The following is a 26,061-nucleotide window of genomic DNA, read 5'->3' on the forward strand; positions in this document are numbered from 1 at the left end:
CTTTGGTTGAATATGACTAACGATGGCGGAGCTTTCAAACAATTATTAGTGGCTTATATCGAAGGCGCAACTAATAACTATGAGAGATTATATGATGGAAAAACTTTTGATGGAAATCAATATTTAGATTTTTATAGTATTAATGAAAATCAAAAATTAGTTATTCAAGGACGTGCTTTGCCTTTTACAGATATTGATGAAGTGCCACTAGGTTATCGTACAACGATTGCAGGTGCTTTCACCATTTCGATCGATCATGTTGATGGAAGTATGACTTCTCAAGTCATTTTTATTGAAGATAAAAAGACTGGAACAATCCATGATTTAACTAAGAGCAACTTTACCTTCAATACTGAAATTGGAACTTTCGGCGATCGTTTTGTACTTCGTTATACTAATAAATCTTTAGGAACTGGGGATTTTGAAAATATCGAAAATGGAGTTTTAGTTTCGGTAAAAAACAAAACGGTAAAAGTACTTTCATCTAAAGAAAATCTGAAAGAAGTCAATATTTATGATATTTCAGGAAGACTGCTTTACAACAAAACAAAAGTAAATTCAACTGAATTGCAAATTCCAAACTTACAATCAAGCAATCAGGTATTAATTGTAAAAGTCACTTTGGAGAACGATTTTACTGTTTCGAAAAAAATCGTTTTTCAATAATTCACAATAATAATTTACAAAAAAATCCAGTCTGTATAAGACTGGATTTTTTTATTTCTACAAAACGTTATTATCTTTTTTCAATCAAAACACTAACCGCATTCCCACCAAAACCAACTGCGTTTATCAAAACTTTTTTAATTGGTTTAGTTTGAATTTGTTTTTCTCCAAATGGAACTCCAATAAAAGCATTATGTTCCATCATCAAAAGAGCCAATTCTAAGCTCAATATCCCTGAAGCTCCAAACGTATGCCCGATTTTCCATTTATTTGTCGTCAATAATGGCACATTAGAACTGAAAACCTTCTCGATTGCACGAAGTTCTGTCAAATCACCTTTAATCGTTCCTGGCGCGTGCATTACGATCGCATCAACATTTTGAATATCTTCATTTTCCAAAGCCATTTTCATTGATTTCTGAAAACAAGTAGCCTCGGCTGAAATCGAAATATTATGCTCCAAAACTTCGGTTGCATAACCAACTCCTGTTACATAAGCAATTGCATTATCTTTTTCTCCAGCTTCTAAACAACACACAGCGGCGCCTTCGCCCAAAATCATCGTGTTTTGTGTTTTCTCAAAATCAAAAGCCAAATTTGGCCAAGCTTCCTGATCTTGATCAATTCGCGAATAAATCTTCAAAGCTCTCATTTGAGCAATTGTAAAGTCGGTCAATGGCGCTTCACTTCCACCCACCAAAAATTTATCTGCCATTCCTGATTTTAGCCATGCAATGCCATTCAGCAAAGCATGAAGTGCCGTTGAACAGGTTATAGAATGCGAAATTTCAGGACCAGCACTCTGCAAATCATGAGCAATCCAAGATGAAATATTTCCTAAAGTTGTTGTTGGAGAAGCTAAAGTCTGTGCTTTTCCAGTATCGATATATTCTTTATAATGCTTTTCAAATAAATCTGTAGCCCCTCTCGAAGATCCAATATTTATTCCGAAAACATCCTCTGAATTCCAGCCAGCTTGTTCTACTGCTTTACGTGAAGCAACCAAAGCAAATAATACTGAATCATCCAAAAACTTATATTTAGGATCAGATTCTCTTAACTCAGCAACAATTCGCTTCGATTCCTCGCTAAGTGGAGCTGTTGAAGTTTGCTGTTGATCCAAAAATTGTTTTGAAAAACAATGATTCCCGTTTAGATAGTTTTCCCAAACTTCGTCAGCATTATTTCCTAATGGAGAAATCGATGAAAAAGCCGTTATGGAGATTTTATTTGTATTCAAAATAATGTTTTTATGCGTGATGCATTATTAACCGCAATCCCGACAGCTATCGGGAGCAAAAGTTTACGCAAAGCTCGCTCAGTTTGAGTGCAAAATTAAACCATATAAGTGATATAAGTAAATTTAAGAAGGTTTTATTAAATGAACTTAATCACTTATATGTTGAAAAAACATTACACCATTTCAATCGCTTCTTCGATTGTTTTATAAACTTTCTGAAGTTGTTCGTCAGTCATTATATACGGTGGTAAAATATAAACAATATTCCCAACCGGTCTTAAAACAACTCCATTTTCAATAAAGAAATTATACAATTTGGTACGCATTGAACCATAATAACTTTCTTCTGAATCTGATTTTATTTCCACTGCAAAAATAACTCCAAGTGTTCTAGCTGTTGTTACTTTCGGGTGATTTTGAATTTTCTTCTGAAACTCTAAATGGCTTTTATTTATTCTTTGAATATTGGCCTGCATTTCATCTGTTTGCAACAATTCAATACTTGCCAAAGCGGCTGCACACCCAGTTGGATTTGCAGTAAAAGTATGACCGTGAAATAATGCTTTATTGATATCATCATCATAAAAAGCATCAAAAACTTCTTGCGTAAAAGTAGTAATCGCCATTGGAATTGTTCCTCCGGTTAAAGCTTTCGACAAACAAATCATATCCGGATCAGCATCGACATAATCCATTGCAAAGGTTTTTCCTGTTTTACCAAATCCTGTCATTACTTCATCAGCAATAGTCAAAACGTTGTTTTTTTTGCAAATTTCAATCAGTTTCGCCAATGCTTCAGGCTCATACATAACCATTCCGGCTGCACCTTGTACCAAAGGCTCGAAAATAAATCCGGCGCAATTATGATTTTCAATTGCATTTTTCAGCGCTTTAAAACTGGTCTCTTCTTCCCCTTTTACTGGAACCGGAATTCGGACCACATCGATAAACATTCCTTGAAAAGCCTGCGTATAAAATGAAATGCCACTTGCAGCCATTGCGGCAAAAGTATCTCCGTGAAAAGCATTTTCGAAAGCAATTATCGTAGTTCGTTTTTCGCCTTTATTAAAAAAATACTGCAATGCTACTTTTATTGCTACTTCAACCGCGGTTGAACCATTATCAGAAAAGAAGATTTTTTGCTGATTCTTTGGCAGAATTTCCATTAACTTTTCAGCCACTTTGATTGCTGGTTCGTGCGTGAATCCACCAAACAAAACGTGTTCTAAAGTTGTCAGTTGTTTGTAAATCGCATCAGCAATAAATCTATTGCTGTGCCCAAACGGATTTACCCACCAAGATGCAATCGCATCGATATATTCTTTATTGTTTTCGTCCCAAAGCAATGCACCTTCGCCTCTTGAAATCGCAATTGGTGTTTTTGAAGTTTTGTGCTGGGTATAAGGATGCCAAAGGTATTGACTGTCTTTTTCTGTTAATGTCATTTTTAAGAAAATAGAAGAAAGAGAATAGAACAAAGACTAAACTCAATTGTTTTAGCAAAGATAGGAAAGTCTATTTTCTTTATTCTATATTCTTTACTCTATAAATTCAATAGATTCTCTCGAAACAAATCGGCGTATTCTTTAATTACGTTTTGATCGAAATATGGTTCTTCATCAATTCTTCCGATGCATTTGATTCCGGTTTTATTCAGAATCAAACTTTCTGTTGATTTATTTTCGCTTCCGCTGAAGATAATTCCGTCGACTTGAAAACCACGATTCTGAATGGCCTCAATAGTCAGTAGAGTGTGATTGATACTTCCGAGATAATGTCTTGAAACCACAATTACTTTATAATCCTTCTGAATCAAATCGGCAATAGTATCTTTTTCGTTTAACGGAACAAAAATGCCGCCCGCGCCTTCAATCACCAAATGATTTTCTGTTTTTGGCTCTTGAATTTTCTTCAAATCAATTTCGATTCTGTCAATTTCAGCCGCTAAATGCGGACTTGCAGGTGTATTCAACTCATAGGCATTTGGGAAAAATTGAGATTTAGAGTTTGAAATTTTAGATTTTACTTTGTGCATGTCACTCAAATCTAAATCTCCGGCTTGTATCGGTTTCCAATAATCAGCTTCTAAAGCTTCAACGACAATTGTCGATGCTACTGTTTTGCCAACATCGGTTGAAATTCCTGTAATAAATATTTTCATAGATTGTTGTTTCTCAGAGATTCGTAAAGAAAACACAAAACAACACAAAGAGTAAAAAAACTTTGTGAACCCTGGTGTATTCTTTGCGAATCTCCCTGTAATATTCTTTGCAAAAATACCAATAAAAACAACAAACCCATCAATTGCGATGGGTTCCATTTTACTCTTCTTTCAGTTCGTCGATTACTTTCTTGATTTCTTTGGCATATTTTCCGTAAAATAATTTTGTATGTCCTTCTGTCATAAACCACATCAAAATCATAAATACGAAAACGATCAATATAAAAATTACTGCAACATATTCTTTATTTGAATTTAAAATAAGATTTAAAAGTTTCCCCGATTTTTTTCCTAAAGGCAATAAAAACATATAAAATAGTCCAAAAGGAAAAAAGGTATAACTACATGATTTATAAGTTTCAATAAACAGCCTTATGTTATAATATATCTCATATAAATTATCTTTAGTTGTTGCCGCAACATTTGCAAAATTCTTATAATACATATATAATCTTATTGTGAATCCAACTGAGATTATTATTGAAACTGCATAAAGCAAATAATATGCAAGAAAAAAACCATATTTCAAATCGATAATTAACGGAATTATCGGGACTAAAATCATCGAAACTAATTGAACTATGCATTCTTTTTTTAAATTTTTTCTGATTTTATCCAAAGGCGTATTCACCGATTGTATTTTTTCTAAATTATCTGGAAGAACTACATTATCGGTCTTTTCGCTGTTCCATGCGTTTTGTATATCGTTAAAATCCATATCCTTGATTTTTAATTATTTCTTTTAATTTTTCTTTTGCTCTATTCAATTTCACTCTGGCATTTCCTTCTGAAATTCCGAGATTTTCGCCGATTTCTTTATGAGAAAAACCTTCTAACTGATAGAAAATGATAGCCTTATCAATTTTTTCCAATTTCTGAACTGCTTTGTAAAAATGATCGAGCTGACTTTCTTTTATATGTGAATCGCCTTCATCATCTTTAATATTTTCTGATGCAATTTCGTATTTGTCAACCTTTCGTTTTTCTTTTCTAAGGAAAACAATTGCGGTATTTACGGCCACCCGATACATCCAGGTCGAAAACTGGCTTTCATTGCGAAATGTTTCATACGATTTCCAAAGCTGGCAGACAATTTCCTGAAATAAATCCTGCTGATCATCATAATTATCCATGTACATTTTTGAAACCTTGTACAGAATTCCCTTGTGACTTTCTATCCGATTTAAAAACTCTTGTTCCTTCTCTTTCAAAATAGTTTTAGTTCATTACTGGTTTTACAATATATCCTGCTTTTTTTAATAAATAAAGTACTCCTTGCTCACCTACTAAATGTGCTGAACCAACCGCCACAAATAAACTTTCCTTTTTCATCATGCCAGACATTTTTTGCACCCAATCCTTGTTTCTATCATCCAACATCCATTTTTTGGTATTGTTGCTCATTTCTTTTTCACTTGCGGTATCATCATAAAGATTAAGCAAGTTTTCATCTTTATAGTCTTGAACCATTTTTTTTGTTTCTTCCTTGTTTATATCTTCTATAGTTGCTATTAATTCAGCGTCACTGTAAGCATTAGACAATGTATTTAACTGTCCTTTTACCGTTTCGAAACCTGCAATCTCTTTATTCTCACTTTTCGCCAAAGACATAAATTCCATTTCGTAAGATTTTAATATTTCACAATCAAATGCCTTCATCGAAATTAAGCTCATTATGGTTGCTAAACTATAATTATCGAGCTGTTGCAATTTTAATCCAGCAGTTTTCTGTAAAATTAAATCTAACTTAGAAAATTGCTCTGGTGTTAATTTTTTGCTTAACGGCTCTGAAGATAATGCTAATTTTTGTACATCGGCCATTTCATTTGGATCAGAAAAGTTGATTTCGACAATTAATTTCTCTGATTTCTCAAATGCTTTTTTTGTTTTTTCCGATAAAAAATAATCGGTCGGGCAAATAGAATGAATTGTTCCGTAAACATAAGAAGGTTTTTCTAAACCATTTCCTGAAACTTCCCATAAAAGAGAGTTTTCAAGTTTTGGAGATTTTGTTTGTGCTTGCGCAGATGAACTAAAAACAAGTACAATAATTGCTATAACTGATGTGATTAAATTTTTCATGATTTTGATTGATTAAAATTGATTGATGATTGATTTGATTAATTGTTTGATTGACTAATAATGATTTGATTGATGATTGAAATCCAGTTATTTTTTACTGTACTTTTTTCGAAGCCAAGAGGCAATCGATGCAACAAATAAACAGATCATTGGCACAAGCGAACCGTTGTCTGGTTTACCAAAAATAAATTGTTTTGCTAAAACATATCCAAGTCCCAAAGAGGTTAAAAAGATAAATATGTAAGCTGATTTTTTTTCGCTAACAGAAGTTGATGTAGTTTTCATAATTATTTTGATTTATTTGATTACGGCTCGTAAGTGACCAAACAATCAAAACGTTACAAAAAAAAATAAAAAATTTTAAAATTTTTTAAGAAAGCGAGCAAACAAAGCACTTCAGAAGAGAATATTTTTTTTTTGCACAGAGATTCACAAAGAAAAAAAACACAAAGATTCTCAAAATTAGCTTTGTAAATCTTTGTGTTTCTTTTGTGTATCTCTGTGAAATAACTAAAAAATAAAATCTCTAAGAAATTCTAAAATCTGATTAATTTCTTCCTCAGTATTATAACTATGAATACAAAAACGAAGTCGTTCCTGACCTTCCGGAACAGTAGGCGACAAAATAGCTTTGACATCAAAACCTTTATCCTGCAATTGCTGTGCAATTCGTTTTACATTTTCATTGCCGGGAATAATAGCTGACTGAATTGCCGATTTACTTCGTACAAACATTGGCTTTAAGCCAAGCAAATTTTTCTGCTGATTAAAGAATACGATGTTTTGACGGAGTTTGTCAATCATTTCTTTTTCAATCTCCAAATGCTGATAAGCAGTCAAAATTGTAGCAACAGAATGCGGAGATAATCCTGTAGTATAAATAAAGCTTCTTGCAAAGTTGACTAAATACTCTTTGAGTTCAGGACTTCCAAGCACAACAGCACCATGACAACCCAGACCTTTCCCGAAAGTCATTATTCGGGCAAAAATTCTGTTATGCAATTGAAGATTTTGCATAAGTCCTTCGCCTTTTTCTCCAAAAACACCTAAAGTATGTGCTTCATCAACGACTAAATAACAATTGTATTTTTCAGACAACTGCACTAATTCTTCGAGATTTGGACTGTCGCCATCCATTGAAAAAACCGTTTCAGTAACGATATAAATATTAGTTGGAGTTTCCGATTTAGAAAATTGGAATTTAAGAATTAATCGTTCTAAATCCTCAAAATCATTATGATTGAATTTATACGATTTAGCATTAGACATTGTAATTCCATCTCGTATTGATGCATGACTTAATTCATCATACAAAATAACATCATTTCGTTGCGGTACAGCGCTAAAAAAACCCGCATTAGCATCATAACCCGAATTAAAAATTAAAGCGTCTTCAGCTTCATGAAATTGCGTTATAAAATTTTCTGCTATTTGGTACAAAGAATGATTGCCTGAAATCAATCTAGAACCAGTCGCGCCATTTTGAACAATTTCGTTTTCAATTAAATAATGATGACTCTGTTTAAAAATAGCTTCCGACTTAGAAAAACCAATATAATCGTTTGACGAAAAATCAACCAAATTATTAAAACTTGGCAATTTTCTCAACGAGTTATTTTGCTTCCTGTTTTCAAGCTTTTGAATAAGATTTTCAGGTAATTTCATAAAAGCAAAGTTATGAAATTGAAATTTGATATAAATAAACAGCGGGATTTCATATTCCCGCTGCTTTCTAATTTATCTTAATTAGTACTTATAAAAGGCGATTGCCTGCCATAATTTGATTCGGTCATTTCTTTTACCATAAATCGAGCAATGTCAAAGGAGCTGATTTTATCTCCTAAACAATCTTCAAGACTTACCGCAATTTCAGAGCGCTTACTAACAAATTCAATAAATGGAACACGAACTTGTGTCCAATTAATATCACTTTGAACCAAAAGATCATAAGCTTTCTGACGATCTTCTTGAATTAATGGAAAATTAGTTTTCATCCAGTCGGTAGCCAAAATCGTTTTTGAGCTTTTTTTATCAAATGGCGTATCAATGTTGAGCCCCGCCAATAAAACAAATCGATCGATTTCTTGTTCCTTCATGATTTTAAGTACATTCTTCACCGATTGACTTGCAACCATAGCTTCGCCTGGTCTTTGACCAATCGTACTAATCACCGCTTCACAATCTTTTAACAACAACCGAATGCTATTCTCATCAACAGCATCACCTTTGATGATTTCTAAATTAGAATTTTGATTTGTGAATTTATCAGGATTTCTGATTAATGCTTTTACATTGAATCCTTTCTCCAACAACTGGTTTATAAGATAGTTTCCAGTTCTTCCTGCACCGCCAAGAACAGCGACTTTTGATATATTTTTCATTTATCTTTTTTATAAAATTTGACATAAACAATTGCGCTTTGTCCTGTTGACAAAACGAAACTGTAAAAGCTTACTGAGCTTTTACAACAAAATCAATATTTTATAAAGAGATTTTAATATTTCAAAAGTAAAAAATAATTTTCAAAAAAGACTTAAAAACAAAAAACCATTCACTTTCGCGAATGGTTTTAAAATTATTTCGAAACTGTTTTTAGTCAACTAAAACAATTACTTTATTGTCTTTCATTTCGATAGTACCTGACGTGATCTCTAATGTATAAGTTTGGTCATTAACTTTCGAAAATTTATCTGCTACCTCTTTAGAAAAATTAAAGCTAGATGCTGCAATTTTTACAGTTCCTTTCTCAAGAGTAGAAACAATAGGTGCGTGATTATTTAAGATCTGAAAGCTTCCATCAACCCCAGGAACTGTAACCGAAGTTACTTCTCCTGAAAATAATTTTGCCTCTGGTGATACTATTTCTAAAATCATGTTTTTTTAGTTTATAGTTGATGGTTGATGGTTGATGGCTGCTTTCTAACAACTGACAACTAACAACTAACAACCAAATTATTACGCTTCAGCTAACATTTTCTCTCCAGCTTCGATTGCATCTTGAATAGAACCTTTCAAGTTGAAAGCCGCTTCTGGAAGGTGATCTAACTCACCATCGATAATCATATTGAAACCTTTGATAGTATCTTTAATATCAACTAATACACCTGGGATACCTGTAAATTGCTCTGCTACGTGGAATGGCTGAGACAAGAAACGTTGTACACGACGTGCTCTAGATACTGCAAGTTTATCTTCTTCAGATAACTCTTCCATACCTAAGATTGCGATGATATCTTGTAATTGTTTGTATTTTTGAAGAATTTCTTTTACTCTTTGTGCACAGTTGTAGTGCTCATCTCCTAAGATGTGTGGAGTTAAAATTCTTGAAGTAGAATCTAACGGGTCAACCGCAGGATAGATACCTAGCTCAGCAATTTTACGAGACAATACAGTTGTAGCATCTAAGTGCGCGAAAGTTGTAGCCGGCGCAGGGTCAGTTAAGTCATCCGCAGGAACGTAAACCGCTTGTACAGACGTAATAGATCCTTTGTTTGTAGATGTAATACGCTCTTGCATTGCACCCATCTCAGTTGCCAATGTTGGTTGGTAACCTACCGCAGATGGCATACGTCCTAAAAGTGCTGATACCTCAGAACCTGCTTGAGTAAAACGGAAGATGTTATCAACGAAGAACAATACATCTTTACCTTGGTCAGATCCAGCTCCATCACGGAAATACTCAGCGATAGATAATCCTGAAAGTGCCACACGTGCACGAGCTCCAGGTGGCTCATTCATTTGTCCGAAAACGAAAGTAGCTTTAGACTCTCTCATTCCTGGCATATCTACTTTAGATAAATCCCATCCTCCATTTTCCATAGAGTGCATGAAATCATCACCGTATTTAATAATTCCTGACTCTAACATCTCACGAAGCAAGTCATTTCCTTCACGTGTTCTTTCACCTACTCCAGCGAATACTGAAAGTCCACCGTGACCTTTTGCGATATTGTTGATCAACTCCTGAATCAATACTGTTTTACCAACACCAGCACCACCAAACAATCCAATTTTACCTCCTTTTGCATAAGGCTCGATCAAATCGATTACTTTGATACCTGTGAATAAAACTTCAGATGAAGTTGATAAATCTTCGAATTTTGGAGCTTGTCTGTGGATTGGCAAACCGTTTTCTCCAGTTTTTGGCAATTCACCTAAACCATCAATTGCATCTCCAACAACATTAAATAATCTTCCATATACATCTGGACCGATTGGCATTTGGATTGGGTTACCAGTTCCAACTACCTCATATCCTCTTGACAAACCGTCTGTAGAGTCCATAGAGATTGTACGTACAGTGTTTTCTCCAATGTGAGATTGTACTTCTAGAACTAATAAAGTTCCATCTTTTTTTGTGATTTCTAATGAATCATAAATTTTTGGAAGTTCAACATCCTTACCGTTGAAAACTACGTCAACTACTGGTCCAATGATTTGAGCAACTTTTCCTATTACTTTTGACATTACTTATGTATTTATTAAATAGCTATTTAGGTTTATCGAAAATACCTCTTTTTTCAGAGCGCAAAGATAATTTTTTAAAATATAAAATCAATTTTTTTTTCATAAAAAATACCATCATTTTGTTTGATTCCTAAAAGTTGGGCTTCAAATAACTAAAACAGTAAATTTTAACACTATAAAAAAAAGCCACTGCATTTTAAAAATGAGTGACTTTCTTACTAAAAAAAATTGGCTTTATTGAATTGTTTGCGGATATTGAATTGGATATAAAGCCAAATCAACATGGCGCAATGTAGAACCATATTTTGCATTGATTGCATCGATAAAGATATTAGCGATCAAACCATAACCTCTTGCACTTGGATGAACTCCGTCTAAAGAGAACGCCCCTCCAGTAACATATGTAGATGACATTACATAGTTTCCAAATTTAATTCCTCCGCTTGACAACTGCGTCAAAACTGATCTTGTATCCACGAAAGCTAAGCCTTTTTCAGCAGCAACTGCTTGAATTGCGACATTATATGCATCTGTTGCTTTTTTAACTTCAGCAACTTCGTCTTTTGTCAAAACCCAGCTGTCTGCCAATGGCACTGAAAGCCCATTTACTTTTGTTGGGTCTCCTCCAACAGTAGTCCCTATGAATGTTCTTGCCGACAAAACAACTAAATCCTCTTTTGTAGCTTGTCTGTATGACGGAATACCATAAGCAGAAAGATTAGTCAAATAGCTATCAACCAAAACAACTGCATTACTTCCTGCTTTAAAATTAATTGTTCTTCTAGCGGCTTCATCAGCTGTCAACAATTTATTAGCAACCATTTGCTGCAAACCTCCATTATATGCTGCATAACCAGCATTCAATTGAGTTGCTAAAGTAGCCGTAAGTGTAGCTGGATTATAAGGTACAGTTATAAAATAAGGCAAACTTGTGATATAAGGCAAATTAGCCACAACACCTTTTGCTCCTTTTGAAGTCAAAGCTGTTGCTAAATTCGTAAAAACAGTTTTGAAAACAGCTGGATCTGTTATGTCACTTCCTCCATAAGTTGAAGGATCCATATTTCCAGTCTGATCTTTCCCAGTTCCTCCAGAAGTTGCATATGCCAAGACATCATTTCCTCCAATAAACAAAGAAAAGAAAGTTGGATTTTGCGCCATTGCATCTGCCAAAACAGTTGTAGATGGAGCACTTGAGAATCTAGCAAAATACGGATTAGCTAAACCCGAAGCAACTCCAGCAGTATTTCCGTAACCTGCCGCAATCAAGTGATAACTTTTTGCTCCCGGAACCCCCATGTTATTAAATGCACCTGAGAGATGTGATGTAACTTCAGTTGTAGGCTTCCCTGCAACGTTAACTGGCGCCTGACCATTAAAATACATACGCGTACCCGCAATAACGTTACCACCTAAAAGCAAACCCCCAATATTGTCATTCGTTAAAGGCGTTTTAAATTCTCCTCCTCCTGCAGCAACAAACTGCTGTGCTAAAATATTCGGATATGCATTACCCTGTCCTTTTATAAACAAAGCGTTATCACTGTATCCCGCCGCAAAAGAATCTCCAAGCGCTACATATTTAGTAAAAACCGCCGACCCAGGAACAACCGGCACTTCTGCTGGTGTATCACTGTCATCACTATTACATGCTGCCATAAAGGTTAAAGAAACCAATAAAAGCCATTTTATATTTTTTTTCATGTCATTTAAAATTTAAAAATTATTACTTCTTTCCATTCATTTTCATCAGAAGAAAAGAAAACCCACTTCATCAAATTAACTTCTTTTAATTATGGATTGATTGTCCAAGAAGCAAACCACATCTGACCAATTGCTCCGGCACCAATTACTTGAATATAATCTTTTCCGAAAAGGTTAGTTGCTCCAACTTTAATAACCGATTTAAGTTTTGGCAAAGCATAATTAACTTGTGCATCAAGAACAGTATTTTCTGGAATCATTCCGTCTCCAAAAGAAGATTGCCATAAATATTCTGTATTCCATCTCACATTTACATTAAATCCTAAATTTTTAGCCACTTTTGCATTTCCAAGAGAAGCTTTAATTCTATGTTTTGGAGTGTTAAATCCAGCCACAAAACCTGGATCTTCTGATTGATCAAAATCAAATTGAGCATAATTATAATTCACACCAACTTCAAAATCTTTATAAACTTTTTTAGACAAACCAACTCCGAAACCAAATGATGAAATTTGCGCCGTTGTGTTTGTATAAACTTGATACACTCTTCTGTCTCCAAAAGCCAATGCAGCATAAGTCATTTGAACATTTGGATCTGCAGCATTTGTTCCTACAGTACCATAGTAAGGAGAAATTACCCTTGCTGTATTCATAAAGTCATTATAAATATTGTAATAAGCATTCAAATCGATTGACAAATCATTTTGAACTACAGAACGATATCCAACCTCAAAAGCCTGAACTTGCTCTGGTTTCACTAAACCAATGTTAGCCACTTGAAGATCTGCAGGATTTGCTGAAGCAGCAAAAGCCTGAACTGAAGCTAATGTATATGCATTGTGATATGCGTTTTGACCTGATAAATTAACAGTCGCAGGAACCCCCAATGCTTGACCCGCTAAACTCACTGGCATAGTTTCTTGGAATCTATCTAAGTTTTCAGGCGCTGAACCAATCAAAGCGAATGGCCCTAAATCTAAACCAATATACTGATCTTGTGTTGTTGGGTTACGGAAACCTGTTTGGTATGACGCTCTGAAATTATGTCTTTTTGATTCTCCTGCAGCGTATGTAAACGATACTCTTGGAGAAATATTTCCATCAAAATTCTGGCTTTTGTCATAACGCAAAGATCCCGTAAATTTCAATCTGTCGTCTAACCATTTTTTTTGCAATTGCGCATAAGCTCCGTATTCTTTATATTCAATCGGACCGTCATAATCGGTAAAAATAGTTCCTTCTGAATCCATGATGTATTTTCTCCAAGAACCACCTACTTGAATTTCTGCCCATTTAACCAAATCTCTAAAATTATAATTCACATCTGAATGGTATAATTTTGAATGATCTATAAATTTCGCTCCCTGAGTCAAATCAGGATTTACAATTACTTTTGCTAGAGCACTGTTAAACTGTGAAGAACCTGGTTCAAATCTAGCAGAACCTGTTGGCTTTGGAAGGAAAGAAAGTGCAGGAGGAAGAATATTGTAATCTGCAAAATTTCTCGCAATAGCAGCAGATTCGTTTGCATTTGTTCCCATTACCGCTCCAGAATATTGATAAGCTGTTGCATAATTAGTAAACCATTCTTGGTCTGATTTTGCCGCTCTGTTTACGTTCCAGGCCGCGAATCTCATATCGTAAGAATCTCCAGCATCTTCACTTGTAAAATAAACTCTACCAAAGAAGTTTTTACCTTTTACCTCAAATTTCCCTTGTTGCATTAAGAAATCTTTTAATGCATATCTGTTTGCACCTTGATAAATTGTACTTCCTGTACCAATTTTATATTGTAAAATAAATTCAGTATCGTCTTTCCATGGCTTGAAATGTGCACTGAAATCAGCTTTCATACTTTTAACTTTATTATCAGTCAAGTCTTGTTCACGATATCCAGTTCTACTTACTTGCCCAACATTTGGAATAAATGTAGTTACCTCGTCACCATAAATGTTCAATCCATCATAATTCTGATTTACCGCATGGCTGTCACCTCCTGCCGTCATACTTCTTTTATCCGCAGCAATCCATTCCGTTGCTTCCATATAAGTGAAATTCGCTTTTAAAGCAAAAGTCTCTGTAAATGCTTTTGCAGCTCTAATTCCGAAATCATTATAATCATTAGTTCCGGCAACATCCTGAGATGTTTGTCCGTATTTATAGTAAACACTAATTCCTTCATTTGTAAAAGGACTTTTGCTGCTCATAAACATAATACCATTAAATGCATTTGCTCCGTAAAGTGCTGAAGATGCTCCAGGCAAAAGCTCAACACTCGCAACATCAATATCAGAAACACCAATTAAATTCCCCAAAACAAAATTTAATGCTGGTGATGAGTTATCCATCCCATCAACTAATTGCATAAAACGCGTATTTGCAACCGTAGCAAAACCACGAGTATTGACAGATTTGAATGAGATACTGCTGGTATTAAAATGCACCTCTTTCAAATTCTCCAAACCATCATAAAAAGTTGCCGCTGTTGTATTTTTAATTTCCTGAATTCCCATTCTTTCAACAGTTACAGGCGACTCAATAATCCTTTCAGGAGTTCTGGAAGCCGAAACTACAATTTCATCCAATTTATTCTCCTCATCCTTTAGGACTACATCAATTTTTTGGCTTAAAGACGCAACACTAATTGTTTTTGTTTCAAAACCTACTGCAGAAACCTTAATAGTAAAAGGTGGTTTTGAAGTAGTATTCAACTTAAACGTACCATCAAAATCGGTCGAAGTTCCAGTTGAACTTCCTACAATATTAATGTTGGCACCAGGAATAGATTGTTTGTTACTATCGGTAACAGAACCAGTAATCGTATTCTGCGCAAAAGAAACGCCACAGAAAAACAACATAATCAGCAAGTAGATTCTCATTTTGGGTTAGGTTTTTGGTTAGTTTATATAGCCAAAATACAAATATTTTTGAGATTAATAAAAAAACGTTAAAAAAAATTAATATACCGCATAAATTTTGTTAGTATTTTAACTTTTTCTCATTATGTTTTATTCAATTAACAGCAAGAACAGGGCTTTTCAAATCTTAAATAGTATGCATACATATAAAATTTGATTAAAAAAATGAGGATTTAATAAAAATAACGGGGTCAGAAAAAAAATTCGACAATAAAAAAAAGCGAGACCTAAATCTCGCTTTTTTAACATTTATATGTCGTAAAATATTATTCTACTGTAACTGATTTTGCTAAGTTACGCGGTTGATCTACGTTACAACCTCTCATAACTGCAATGTAATACGAAAGCAATTGCAATGGAATTGTCGTAATAAGTGGTGATAAAGCATCTGAAGTTGCTGGAATTTCAATAACATAATCAGCCAATTCACGAACTTGAGTATCCCCTTTTGTAACAACTGCGATAATTTTACCACTGCGAGATTTAATCTCCTGGATGTTACTTACAATTTTATCATAATGACCTTGACTAGGCGCAATTACAATAACCGGCATATGCTCATCAATCAAAGCAATCGGGCCGTGTTTCATTTCGGCTGCAGGATATCCTTCAGCGTGGATATACGAAATCTCTTTTAACTTAAGAGCTCCTTCTAACGCTACTGGAAAATTGTATCCACGACCTAAATAAAGACAGTTTGGCGAATCTTTAAAAGCAGCAGCAATTTCTTTTGCCTTATCATTTGTTTCCAAAGCCTCAGCTACCTTCTCTGGAATTATTTCTAATTCTTGCAGGTAAGCATGAAAATCGCTGTTAGTCAAAGTTCCTTTTGCCTTTCCTAATTTCAAGGCAATCATAGTTAAAACTGTGATTTGAGTAGTAAAAGCTTTAGTAGAAGCTACTCCAATTTCTGGCCCAGCATGTGTGTAAGCACCTGCATGGCTTTCTCTTGAAATAGAAGAACCCACAACATTACAAACTCCAAAAACAAAAGCACCATTCTCTTTTGCTAATTTGATAGCCGCCATTGTATCTGCCGTTTCTCCAGATTGAGAAATTGCAATTACGACATCATCTTTATTAATGATTGGGTTTCTGTATCTAAATTCAGAAGCATATTCAACTTCAACTGGAATACGCGTAAATTCTTCAAAAATATATTCTGCTACCAAACCTGCATGCCATGAAGTACCACAAGCTACAATCAGAATTCTTTTTGCATTTAAGAACTTTTCAAGGTTATCTTCAACACCTGCCATTTGAACAATTCCTTCATTTGCATGAAGTCTTCCACGGTAAGTATCTTTAATTACACTTGGTTGCTCGTAGATTTCTTTTAGCATGAAATGATCATATCCGCCTTTTTCAATCTGCTCCAAATTCATTTGAAGTTCTTGAATATAAGGATCTACTAATGAGTCATCTTTTATTTTTCTAACTTTAAGAGGCTTGTGCAATCTGATATTTGCCATCTCGCCATCTTCAAGATAAATTGCATTTGAAGTATATTCAATAAAAGGAGAAGCATCAGAAGCAACAAAATATTCGCCGTCACCAACACCAATTGCTAATGGACTTCCTAATCTTGCCGCAACAATTTCATCAGGATTTTTTTTATCAAAAACTGCAATTGCATAAGCTCCTACAACTTGATTTAAAGCAATCTGAACTGCTTTTCCTAATTTAATATTTTCTTTTTTCTGAACTTCCTCAATTAAGTTTACTAAAACCTCTGTATCTGTATCCGATTTAAAAGTATAACCTCTTTTGATCAATTCTTCTTTAAGAGGTGCATAATTTTCAATAATTCCGTTGTGAATAATAACCAATTCACCAGAATTAGAAAGATGCGGATGCGAATTTACATCATTTGGCACTCCGTGGGTTGCCCAACGTGTATGCCCAATACCAATCGTTCCGTTTGTTTTCAAGCTTTCTTGTGCTTTCGCCTCAAGATCCGAAACCTTACCTTTTGTTTTACAAAGTTTTACTCCAGATTCGTTGTCAAATAACATAACACCGGCACTGTCATAACCTCTGTATTCGAGTCGTTTTAATCCTTTGATAACAATAGGATACGCCTCTCTATGGCCAATATACCCAACAATTCCACACATATATATTTATTAATTTGGTTTCGTGTAGTAAACTTCGAGTTTCAATCTTTTGTCTTCAGGAACATTTGAATTCCCTCCGAACAATATTGTTCCTAACGGACCCATAACTGAACCTCTAGGTGCATCAGTAAAATATTCAATTGGGCTAGTCCCAGGTATTGCTATTTTGTTTTTCAATTTATTAGAAGTGATTACACCAATATCTTCGGTTACAGCCAGCCCTAATTTCACATTAACTGCAGTCGTATCTTTTATAAGATTTCGAACATGATTTGTAATTCTTACCTTATAATAGTTTCCTCTTTTAGTATTAGCATCAATATTAATAATACCTCCAAAAACATATTTAGTAGCTTTTGGATTGTTCGCTAACGCACCAGTAGTTCCATCCGAATAATCTATTAGAGGCACATTATTAGTCATATCGTACAGATAAACCCTTTTCGGCTCTTCTGCCTGAAGACCGTTGGCATCTTTCACTGCCATTTTATCAGCATCAATATTAAAGACTAGATTTACTTCATTTATCCTCCAATTTTTAACTCTAAAATCATGCCTCATTTCATCCAAAACATCCGGAACACCATTAGGTTTATTTACCAAAACATCGCTCTTATTATAACCTATCGCATCTGTTTTACCAAAAAGTTCGATTATAGTAGTAGATCCCTGGCCTCCTTTAATATAAAGACTTTGATCTCCCTGTGTCCTGTTTATATTTGATTCACTTATTGCGCTCGCATAACTAGCGCTTTTAGCATCCTGTTGAAGGCTTGCTGTTGCACCCGTCAAGTTAATAGTTATACTCTTATCCTCTGTTGTAGCCTCAGGATCTGTAGTAATTGCAGTTCTTGCTTTGTATTTAATGACAATTTTACCTGCTTTTGCAAAATCCATCAAAGCTAAATTCGCAGGACTTCCTGCCACTCTTTCTACTTTAAAATACAATCCTCTGAACCAATCTTGAAATACGGTTGCATTTGCTAATTTTTCAGCAGGGGCAGCCAAAATCTTATCCATGAAAAATTTCTTATTCAACATCAATCGCATTTCTGGAGCCACTTTGGTTAAAGTAACTTTTCCGCTTGCATCAACAGTCCTGTCTGTTATTTCAGAATTATCAAAGTAAAACTCCGAATTTTGTTTTTTACTGCCAGAATCATTTAACCTTGACCCCATTTTATAGGTATCAAAAGTTGTGTTTTCGTCTGTATAATACAATTGTGGCAATTGTGTGCCATTATCGTAAAAATTGCTGCGCATTTGAACGCCAGATTCATAGATGCTTAAATTCAATTTTCCTTCTGCAGGTCCAAAAACAGAATCTAATTCAAATGTACGCTTTCCATCAGCATCAGTAGACACTACGTGATTAAAATAAGGAACGCTCAAATAAACACTATCAATAACTGGAGCTTCTCCAATTGTAGGAGCATATTCTGCCAAAGTTACCTGAGTTGCATAATTTCCAATCGTTGTACCCAAAACCGGATTATCATAAATACCCAAGGCATTTGTAGCTAACCCATTTGATTGAACAGGTGTTACTTCTTGATTATAGGCTAAAACATCATATTTTTCTGGTGTCAAATCAAAATGATTATCTCCAATTATATCATCACCAATCGCATTAAAATCTCTATCGCAGGAATATAAAAAAACAACCGTAGCTGCCACTAGAATTTTCTTAATAAAAGAAGTATTATACATGTTTAAATTTAAAGTTAATTAAAGACCCATTTTTCTATAGAAATTTGTATACGCCTCAGCGAACGCATCTTTCGGGGTGAAAGGTAAAAAAGGTTTTCCTGAAGATTCTATAAATTTTGTTAAACTTGGGGAAACATTTTCAGACGCAATAATAACAGCATCTGAATGCAATATACTTGCTTTTAAAACATTTTCATAATTAGGAACTTCCAAATCAGCAACAGATTCGTGAGGCACACCATCAAATTTAACTTTGTTGATCATTTCCATATCTAAATTCTCATCGAAAGACTGTCCGTAAACCGATGTCACAATTTTAGTTTCAGAAAACAAAGCTTCATTTTTATAATAATGCTTCATATAAATAGGAAGCATTGCTGCCAACCACCCATGTACGTGAATAATATCTGGAACCCAATTCAATTTTTTAACGGTTTCAACAACCCCTTTGGCAAAAAAGATCGCACGCTCATCATTGTCAGGATACAACGCACCTTCTTCGTCAGCAAAAGTTGCCTTACGCTTAAAATACTCATCATTATCAATAAAATAAACCTGAATTCTTTCTTTAGGAATTGAAGCAACTTTAATAATCAATGGCATATCTAAGTCATTCACTACCAAATTCATTCCAGAAAGCCTGATCACTTCGTGTAATTGATGTCTTCTCTCGTTGATATTTCCATATCTTGGCATGAAAATTCTTATCTGACCTCCTTGATCGTTAATCATTTTCGGAACGTCATAAGACATTAAAGAAACCTCATTTTCAGCCAAATAAGGCACGACTTCAGATGATACATATAATATCCTCTTATCTTTCATAATAGTATTTTACTTAATTTTTGGTAATAAAAACGTCGCAAAATTACAAAATTTTATGCAGTTTATAACTAATATATTATGTTTGCACTAAATTTTAATAATACCGCCATGCATATTTTTTACGGTAAAGTAGCTTTGATAGCTTATTTAAAAACTATCAAAACCGCAAATTCAACCATCGGATTTGTACCAACCATGGGAGCTTTACACCAAGGGCATCTGGCTTTAATGCAACGATCACTTAAAGAAAATGACGATACCGTTGTAAGTATTTTCGTAAACCCTACTCAGTTCAATAATCCTGAAGATTTAGAAAAATATCCTCGAACTCTTGAAGAGGATGTAAAAAAAATGAGAGGATTAAGTGACAAAATAATTTTATACGCTCCTTCTGTCGAAGATATTTACGAAGGAAACACAATTTCGCAAACATTTGATTTTGACGGTTTAGAAAATCAGATGGAAGGAAAATTCAGACCTGGGCATTTTAACGGTGTTGGAACCATAGTAAAACGTCTTTTTGAAATTGTAACGCCAACTAATGCCTATTTTGGAGAAAAAGACTTTCAGCAGTTGCAAATCGTCAAAAAAATGGTCGAAAAAAACAATTTGCCTGTAAACATTATTGGCTGTCCAATTTTTAGAGAGGATAATCTTTTGGCAATGAGCTCTCGAAACGAGCGTTTGACTGCAGAAGAAAGAAAAGAAGCCGCAATTATTTACAAGACTTTAACGGAGGCAAAAGAAGTTTTCCAAAAAGGAACTCCTGAAGAAACCATCAAATTTGTAGAAGATGCTTTTAAAGACAACGAAAGATTTGACCTCGAATATTTCGTGATTGCTGACGAATCTACATTATTACCTATTGAACATAAAATTAATGACAAAAAATACCGTGCGTTTATAGCGGTATTTGTTAATTCTATAAGGTTAATTGACACCATTTCATTAAATTAAATTACCTTTGCATCATGCAAATTCAAGTTATAAAATCAAAAATTCATCGAGTAAAAGTTACTGGTGCCGATTTAAATTATATTGGCAGCATCACTATTGATGAAACACTTCTCGAAGCTTCAAACATTATTGAAGGCGAAAAAGTATCTATCGTTAACATTAACAATGGCGAACGTTTTGAAACGTATGCTATAAAAGGCGAAAAAAATTCAGGCGAAATCACTCTGAATGGTCCAGCTGCAAGAAAGGTTCAAAAAGATGACATCATCATCATCATTTCTTATGCAACTTTAGATTTTGAAGAAGCCAAAACCTTCAAGCCGTGGATTATTTTCCCTAACGAAAACGATAATTCGTTAACATAAAACTAGTTTCAAACTTATTTTTATTTTCTATTTGTCAAAATCTTTTTGCACAAACGGATTTCTTGTGCCTTAAATTAAAAAATTTAACGTAAGAAATCATTGCTTTTTTTTAGCCCCAAAATACCAAAAAGCAAATAAAGTATTATATTGCCATACAATTTTCAATACTTTTTAATTCACTGAAATGCCACAAATCATGAAAAAAGTTCACCTACTACTTGTATTCATCTCTGTTTCTGTTTTTTCTCAGAAAAAATTCGACAATATAAAATCTGAAAAACTAGGAGAAGAACGAAGAATAACAATTGGACTTCCTGCTTCTTATGATGAAAAATCAGATAGAAAATATCCGGTTTTATACTTATTAGACGGCGATTATTTATTTGATCCATTTTCCGGAGCTATAAGTTATGGATCTTATTGGGATGACATTCCAGAAATGATTATCATCGGGATACATCAAAATAAAAATGACGAGCGTGAAGACGATTCCACAATTGATCAAAATGAAGGTCTGCCATTTGAAAAGGGAGCAAAATTTTTCGAATTCATAGGAGCAGAATTAGTTCCATATATTGAAAAAAAATACCACACAGCGCCTTTCAGAATTATTGCAGGCCATGACATAACAGCGAGTTTTGCTAATTTTTATTTATATAAAGAAGAACCACTTTTTAACGCATATATCTGTTTTAGCCCTGAGCTTGCTCCAAAAATGGAAGTTAGAATAGCGGAAAAATTTGCAAAAATTCAAAAACCAATATTCTATTATCTTTCCGCAGGTGAAGGTGACAATAAAAGAATTAAAGAACCTATTGAAAAATTAAACAGCAATATTAAAATCGCAAATAATCCGTTAGTGAATTATAAATACGACGTATTTAAAGGTGCAACACATTATACCGAGGTTTTACATTCAATCCCGAATGCGCTGTATCAAATTTTCGAATCGTATAGACCAATTAATTCTGCTGAATACAATGAAAAAATTGCCGTTCTAGAATCTGGCTATTCAGATTATTTAGAAAAAAAATACGCTACAATGTCTGAAATTTTAGGATTTCAAGTGCCAGTGAGAATGAGTGATTTCAAAATAATCGAAAATCTTATTTTGAAAAAGAATGCTTATGATGAATTAGGGAAAATGGCTGAAATTGGAAATGTAAATTATCCAAAAGCCATGTTGGGAGAATATGAATTAGGCTTGATGTACGAAAAAATGGGCGATCCAAAACATGCTTCAAAAAAATACCAAAATGCTTCTCAAATGGAGCCAATCGGAGATTTGAATAAAGATTTGATGTATGAGAAAATTGACGAAATGAATACGCTTGCCAAAAAAACTAAATAATGTCAAAAGTTAAAACTTCCTTTTTTTGTCAAAATTGCGGCACTCAATATGCCAAATGGCAAGGGCAATGCAACGCCTGCAAAGAATGGAATACAATTGCTGAAGAAATTATTCAGAAGCAGGAAAAAGTAGCTTGGAAAAGCGAGCCAACTCCAACAAACAGAGCGCCACGTCCTTTAAAAATAACAGAAATCGATTCGGCTCAAGAAATCCGAATGGATACCACTGACGGAGAATTGAATCGTGTTTTGGGAGGCGGAATCGTTCCAGGATCATTGACACTTTTGGGTGGCGAACCAGGAATTGGAAAAAGTACACTTTTACTCCAGATTTCATTAAAATTACCTTATAAAACATTGTATGTTTCGGGCGAGGAAAGTCAGAAACAAATAAAAATGCGCGCCGAAAGAATTACGCCAAACAGCGACAACTGTTATATTCTAACGGAAACCAAAACGCAAAATATCTTTAAACAGATTGAGGCAATTCAGCCAGAAATTGTCATCATTGATTCTATTCAAACTTTACATACAGATTATATCGAATCAACAGCTGGAAGTATTTCTCAAATCAGAGAAACTACTGCCGAATTGATCAAATTTGCGAAAGAAACCAATATTCCGGTTATTTTAATTGGACATATTACCAAAGATGGAAATATCGCCGGACCGAAAATTTTGGAACATATGGTCGATACCGTTCTTCAGTTTGAAGGCGACAGAAATCATATTTATCGAATTTTGCGTTCATTAAAAAACCGTTTTGGCTCAACCTCTGAACTCGGAATTTATGAAATGCTTGGAAGCGGTTTACGAGAAGTAAGCAATCCGTCAGAAATATTGATTTCACACAAAGACGAAGAGTTATCAGGAACCGCAATTGCCACAACTCTGGAAGGCATGCGCCCATTGATGATCGAAATTCAATCTTTAGTAAGTACTGCTGTTTATGGAACTCCGCAAAGAAGCACAACAGGCTACAACGCAAAAAGGCTAAACATGATTTTGGCTGTTTTAGAAAAAAGAGCCGGATTCCGACTTGGCGCAAAAGACGTCTTCCTGAATGTTACCGGAGGAATATCTGTTGATGATCCTGCTATTGACTTAGCGGTTGTTGCCGCAATTTTATCTTCAAACGAAGATATTCCAGTTGGAAAAGGTTTCTGTTTTGCAGGCGAAGTTGGACTTTCTGGTGAAATTCGTCCGGTTAACCGAGTGGATCAGCGTATTCAGGAAGCTGAAAAATTAGGTTTCGACACTATCTTTGTTTCAAAATACAACAAAATTGCTTTAAAAAATACAGGGATCAAAATCGAATTGGTTGCAAAAATTGAAGATGTTGCCAGCATTCTTTTTGGTTGATTTCTGATAAAAATACCACTATGAATTTTCCAAAACAAAAAATATACAAAGCCCTAAAAATACTCTTGGTACTATTGATTTTGCTTTGTGTTGGCCTATACTATTTCCGAAATTCTCTCCTAAAGCAGGTAATTGCAAAAGTTACCCATAAGATGGCTGTGAGCTACAACAGTGATTTTTCTGTAAAAGAAGCTTCTTTTAGCGGGCTGTCAACTATTAAACTTACCGATATCGTTTTGGTCCCAAAAAACGCTGACACACTTCTAAAAATTAAAAACATTGAAACCAGCGTCAGCTTAAGCAATCTTTTGATTGGCGATGTCCAGGTCGGAACTTTAAAAGTCAATAATGGTTATATCCAATTAGTCAAAAAAGGAAAAGTCCGCAATTTTGATGCTTTCTTAAAAAGAGATCGTGACGATTCTGAGCCAAATGAAAAGCGAAAATATGGCGCTTTTGCCTATCGAATTATTTCGAAACTGCTCAATTTAGTTCCAACTGACATGAATTTGGAAAACTTCCAATTCAAAATTGATGATAACGGAAAAAAGACAAATATCGCAATAAACAAACTAGTCTTAGACAACAAACAGCTCGAAACCAATATTCATGTGGTAAGCAAAGATTTTGACCAAAAATGGAACTTAAAAGGCTTTGCTGACCCAAGAAATAAAAAAGCTGATATTCGATTTTTCAATTTAGATACTGGCGCTATTCGTGTTCCGTATCTTGACGAACGTTACAATCTAAAAGCAAGTTTTGATTCTATTCGATTAAATGTCGAAAAAATTGACAAAAGCGGTGGCGAACTTCATATTGATGGTTTTACTTCTATTACCAATTTAAAAATCAATCACCCAAAAATTGCCAGCAAAGATGTTGTGATCAAAAATGCACGTTTTGACTACCGATTTTTACTAGGAGACGATTTTATTTCGATTGACAGCACTTCAACAATGCAGTTGAACAAAATAAAAGTGAAACCTTATATTTCGTATAATACTGAAAAAGACACTGTTTATACATTGAAGGTTGATATTCCAAAAATGAAAGCGCAAGATTTTATTGTTTCTTTGCCTGATGGATTGTTTACGCATTTCCAAGGAATGGAAGCAACCGGGAATTTTGACTATAAGCTGGATTTCAAGTTCAATAAAAACAAACCAAATACACTTGTTTTTGACAGCAAGCTCAACAAGGAAGATTTAAGAATAACAAAATATGGCGAAGCCGATTTAAACAAACTAAACGGCGAATTTGTTTATCGCGCTATAATTCAGAATGTATTGCAACGACCAGTTTTGGTTGGAACAGGAAACCCAAATTACACGCCTTTAGATCAAATTTCGCCTTATTTGAGAAAATGTGTTCTAACAACTGAAGATCCTTCTTTCTTCTCGCATCGCGGTTTCATTAATGAAGCTTTCAAACAGTCAATTCTGAAGAATATTAGAACCAAAAAATTCTCTCGAGGCGCTAGTACAATCAGCATGCAGTTAATTAAGAATGTCTTTTTAACTCGTGAAAAAACGCTTTCGCGAAAGCTTGAAGAAATCCTATTAGTTTACATTTTAGAAAACAACCGAATTGTTAGCAAAGAAAGAATGCTGGAAGTCTATTTCAACATCATCGAATGGGGGCCTAATGTGTACGGAATTGGCGAAGCAAGTCATTTCTATTTCCAAAAAAGCCCAGCCGATTTAAATGTAGATGAATGTTTGTATCTGGCAACCATTATTCCGAAGCCAAGAAAATTCATGTATCAGTTTAATGATCAAGGAAATTTGAAAGATTTCGCCATTAAAAACCAAAAATTCATAAAGAATTTGATGTTTAGAAGAGGACTTTTAGTTCCAGAAGACACACTTGGGCAATTGCCAGTTTATATTTCAGGAAGTGCGCGTTCGCTGATAAAAATCAAAGCTCCAGATTCTACGGCAGTCAAAAATGATTCTTTGGCTGTGGAAGATGAGTTTGATTTGTAATTGAGAGAAGTTTAACCGCAAGGTTCGCAAAGATTTACGCAAAGCACACAAAGATTTTTTAATTATAAAAGGAAAATCTTTGTGTGCTTTTC

22 protein-coding genes are annotated in these 26,061 nt (G+C 34.4%); 6 read left to right on the top strand and 16 right to left on the bottom strand.

Annotated elements, in window-relative coordinates; genetic code table 11:
• On the top strand, positions 1-666 hold a 666-nt coding region (locus tag EYY60_RS02225; protein WP_132987778.1), incomplete at its 5' end, for a T9SS sorting signal type C domain-containing protein.
• Positions 667-736: 70 nt separating this feature from the next.
• Here EYY60_RS02225 and EYY60_RS02230 read toward each other — a convergent pair.
• From EYY60_RS02230 to EYY60_RS02305, 16 genes are all read right to left on the bottom strand, one after another.
• Positions 737-1,906 carry a beta-ketoacyl synthase N-terminal-like domain-containing protein gene (locus EYY60_RS02230; RefSeq protein ID WP_132987779.1) on the bottom strand — a complete coding sequence of 390 codons (1,170 nt, stop codon included), beginning with the start codon at positions 1,904-1,906 and terminating at the stop codon, positions 737-739.
• 173 nt (positions 1,907-2,079) lie between these two features.
• A complete protein-coding gene (gene bioA / locus EYY60_RS02235) occupies positions 2,080-3,351 on the bottom strand; it encodes an adenosylmethionine--8-amino-7-oxononanoate transaminase (RefSeq protein ID WP_132987780.1) in 1,272 nt (423 codons plus the stop codon).
• Between the two features lie 98 nt (positions 3,352-3,449).
• Entirely contained in the window at positions 3,450-4,067 is a 618-nt protein-coding gene (gene bioD / locus EYY60_RS02240) for a dethiobiotin synthase (protein ID WP_132987781.1), read from the bottom strand.
• Between the two features lie 160 nt (positions 4,068-4,227).
• Positions 4,228-4,845, bottom strand: coding sequence for a hypothetical protein (locus EYY60_RS02245; protein ID WP_132987782.1), 618 nt, complete (start codon positions 4,843-4,845; stop codon positions 4,228-4,230).
• Positions 4,835-5,266, bottom strand: coding sequence for an RNA polymerase sigma factor (locus EYY60_RS02250; protein WP_394346635.1), 432 nt, complete (start codon positions 5,264-5,266; stop codon positions 4,835-4,837). The genes EYY60_RS02245 and EYY60_RS02250 overlap by 11 nt, the downstream gene beginning before the upstream one ends.
• A gap of 79 nt (positions 5,267-5,345) precedes the next feature.
• Entirely contained in the window at positions 5,346-6,209 is an 864-nt protein-coding gene (locus EYY60_RS02255; protein WP_132987783.1) for a TraB/GumN family protein, read from the bottom strand.
• An 87-nt stretch (positions 6,210-6,296) separates the two neighbouring features.
• Complete coding sequence (locus EYY60_RS02260) at positions 6,297-6,494, bottom strand: hypothetical protein (protein ID WP_132987784.1); 198 nt, start codon at positions 6,492-6,494, stop codon at positions 6,297-6,299.
• 225 nt (positions 6,495-6,719) lie between these two features.
• Entirely contained in the window at positions 6,720-7,874 is a 1,155-nt protein-coding gene (locus EYY60_RS02265) for an aminotransferase class I/II-fold pyridoxal phosphate-dependent enzyme (RefSeq protein ID WP_132987785.1), read from the bottom strand.
• Between the two features lie 77 nt (positions 7,875-7,951).
• Positions 7,952-8,590 carry an NAD(P)-dependent oxidoreductase gene (locus EYY60_RS02270; protein WP_132987786.1) on the bottom strand — a complete coding sequence of 213 codons (639 nt, stop codon included), beginning with the start codon at positions 8,588-8,590 and terminating at the stop codon, positions 7,952-7,954.
• Between the two features lie 211 nt (positions 8,591-8,801).
• Entirely contained in the window at positions 8,802-9,083 is a 282-nt protein-coding gene (locus EYY60_RS02275) for a F0F1 ATP synthase subunit epsilon (RefSeq protein WP_132987787.1), read from the bottom strand.
• Between the two features lie 81 nt (positions 9,084-9,164).
• The gene (gene atpD, locus EYY60_RS02280) at positions 9,165-10,676 is read right to left on the bottom strand and encodes a F0F1 ATP synthase subunit beta (protein WP_026727486.1); all 1,512 of its coding nucleotides are present in this window, start codon (positions 10,674-10,676) and stop codon (positions 9,165-9,167) included.
• A 234-nt stretch (positions 10,677-10,910) separates the two neighbouring features.
• Positions 10,911-12,380, bottom strand: a complete 1,470-nt coding sequence (locus EYY60_RS02285) for an SGNH/GDSL hydrolase family protein (protein ID WP_132987788.1) — start codon at positions 12,378-12,380, stop codon at positions 10,911-10,913.
• A gap of 89 nt (positions 12,381-12,469) precedes the next feature.
• On the bottom strand, positions 12,470-15,259 hold the full coding sequence (locus EYY60_RS02290; protein ID WP_132987789.1) for a TonB-dependent receptor domain-containing protein: 2,790 nt from the start codon (positions 15,257-15,259) through the stop codon (positions 12,470-12,472).
• Between the two features lie 305 nt (positions 15,260-15,564).
• Positions 15,565-17,415 (bottom strand): glutamine--fructose-6-phosphate transaminase (isomerizing), encoded by a 1,851-nt coding sequence (glmS, locus tag EYY60_RS02295; protein WP_132987790.1) that lies wholly within the window; start codon positions 17,413-17,415, stop codon positions 15,565-15,567.
• Positions 17,416-17,424: 9 nt separating this feature from the next.
• Complete coding sequence (locus EYY60_RS02300; RefSeq protein WP_132987791.1) at positions 17,425-19,125, bottom strand: DUF4270 domain-containing protein; 1,701 nt, start codon at positions 19,123-19,125, stop codon at positions 17,425-17,427.
• Between the two features lie 18 nt (positions 19,126-19,143).
• Positions 19,144-19,950 carry a glycogen/starch synthase gene (locus EYY60_RS02305; protein ID WP_132987792.1) on the bottom strand — a complete coding sequence of 269 codons (807 nt, stop codon included), beginning with the start codon at positions 19,948-19,950 and terminating at the stop codon, positions 19,144-19,146.
• A gap of 78 nt (positions 19,951-20,028) precedes the next feature.
• Between EYY60_RS02305 and panC the strand changes: the two genes are divergently transcribed.
• The 5 genes from panC (at position 20,029) to EYY60_RS02330 (ending at position 25,969) form a co-directional block, all read left to right on the top strand.
• Positions 20,029-20,907: a pantoate--beta-alanine ligase gene (gene panC, locus EYY60_RS02310; protein ID WP_132987793.1), complete on the top strand. Its 879-nt coding sequence runs from the start codon at positions 20,029-20,031 to the stop codon at positions 20,905-20,907.
• 14 nt (positions 20,908-20,921) lie between these two features.
• On the top strand, positions 20,922-21,272 hold the full coding sequence (gene panD, locus EYY60_RS02315; protein ID WP_008465481.1) for an aspartate 1-decarboxylase: 351 nt from the start codon (positions 20,922-20,924) through the stop codon (positions 21,270-21,272).
• A 196-nt stretch (positions 21,273-21,468) separates the two neighbouring features.
• The gene (locus EYY60_RS02320) at positions 21,469-22,623 is read left to right on the top strand and encodes an alpha/beta hydrolase (RefSeq protein WP_132987794.1); all 1,155 of its coding nucleotides are present in this window, start codon (positions 21,469-21,471) and stop codon (positions 22,621-22,623) included.
• Entirely contained in the window at positions 22,623-23,984 is a 1,362-nt protein-coding gene (gene radA, locus EYY60_RS02325) for a DNA repair protein RadA (protein WP_132987795.1), read from the top strand. The genes EYY60_RS02320 and radA overlap by 1 nt, the downstream gene beginning before the upstream one ends.
• 20 nt (positions 23,985-24,004) lie before the next feature.
• The gene (locus tag EYY60_RS02330; protein ID WP_132987796.1) at positions 24,005-25,969 is read left to right on the top strand and encodes a transglycosylase domain-containing protein; all 1,965 of its coding nucleotides are present in this window, start codon (positions 24,005-24,007) and stop codon (positions 25,967-25,969) included.
• Positions 25,970-26,061: the final 92 nt, after the last annotated feature.

Source organism: Flavobacterium zhairuonense (assembly GCF_004352915.1).
GTDB lineage: Bacteria > Bacteroidota > Bacteroidia > Flavobacteriales > Flavobacteriaceae > Flavobacterium > Flavobacterium zhairuonense.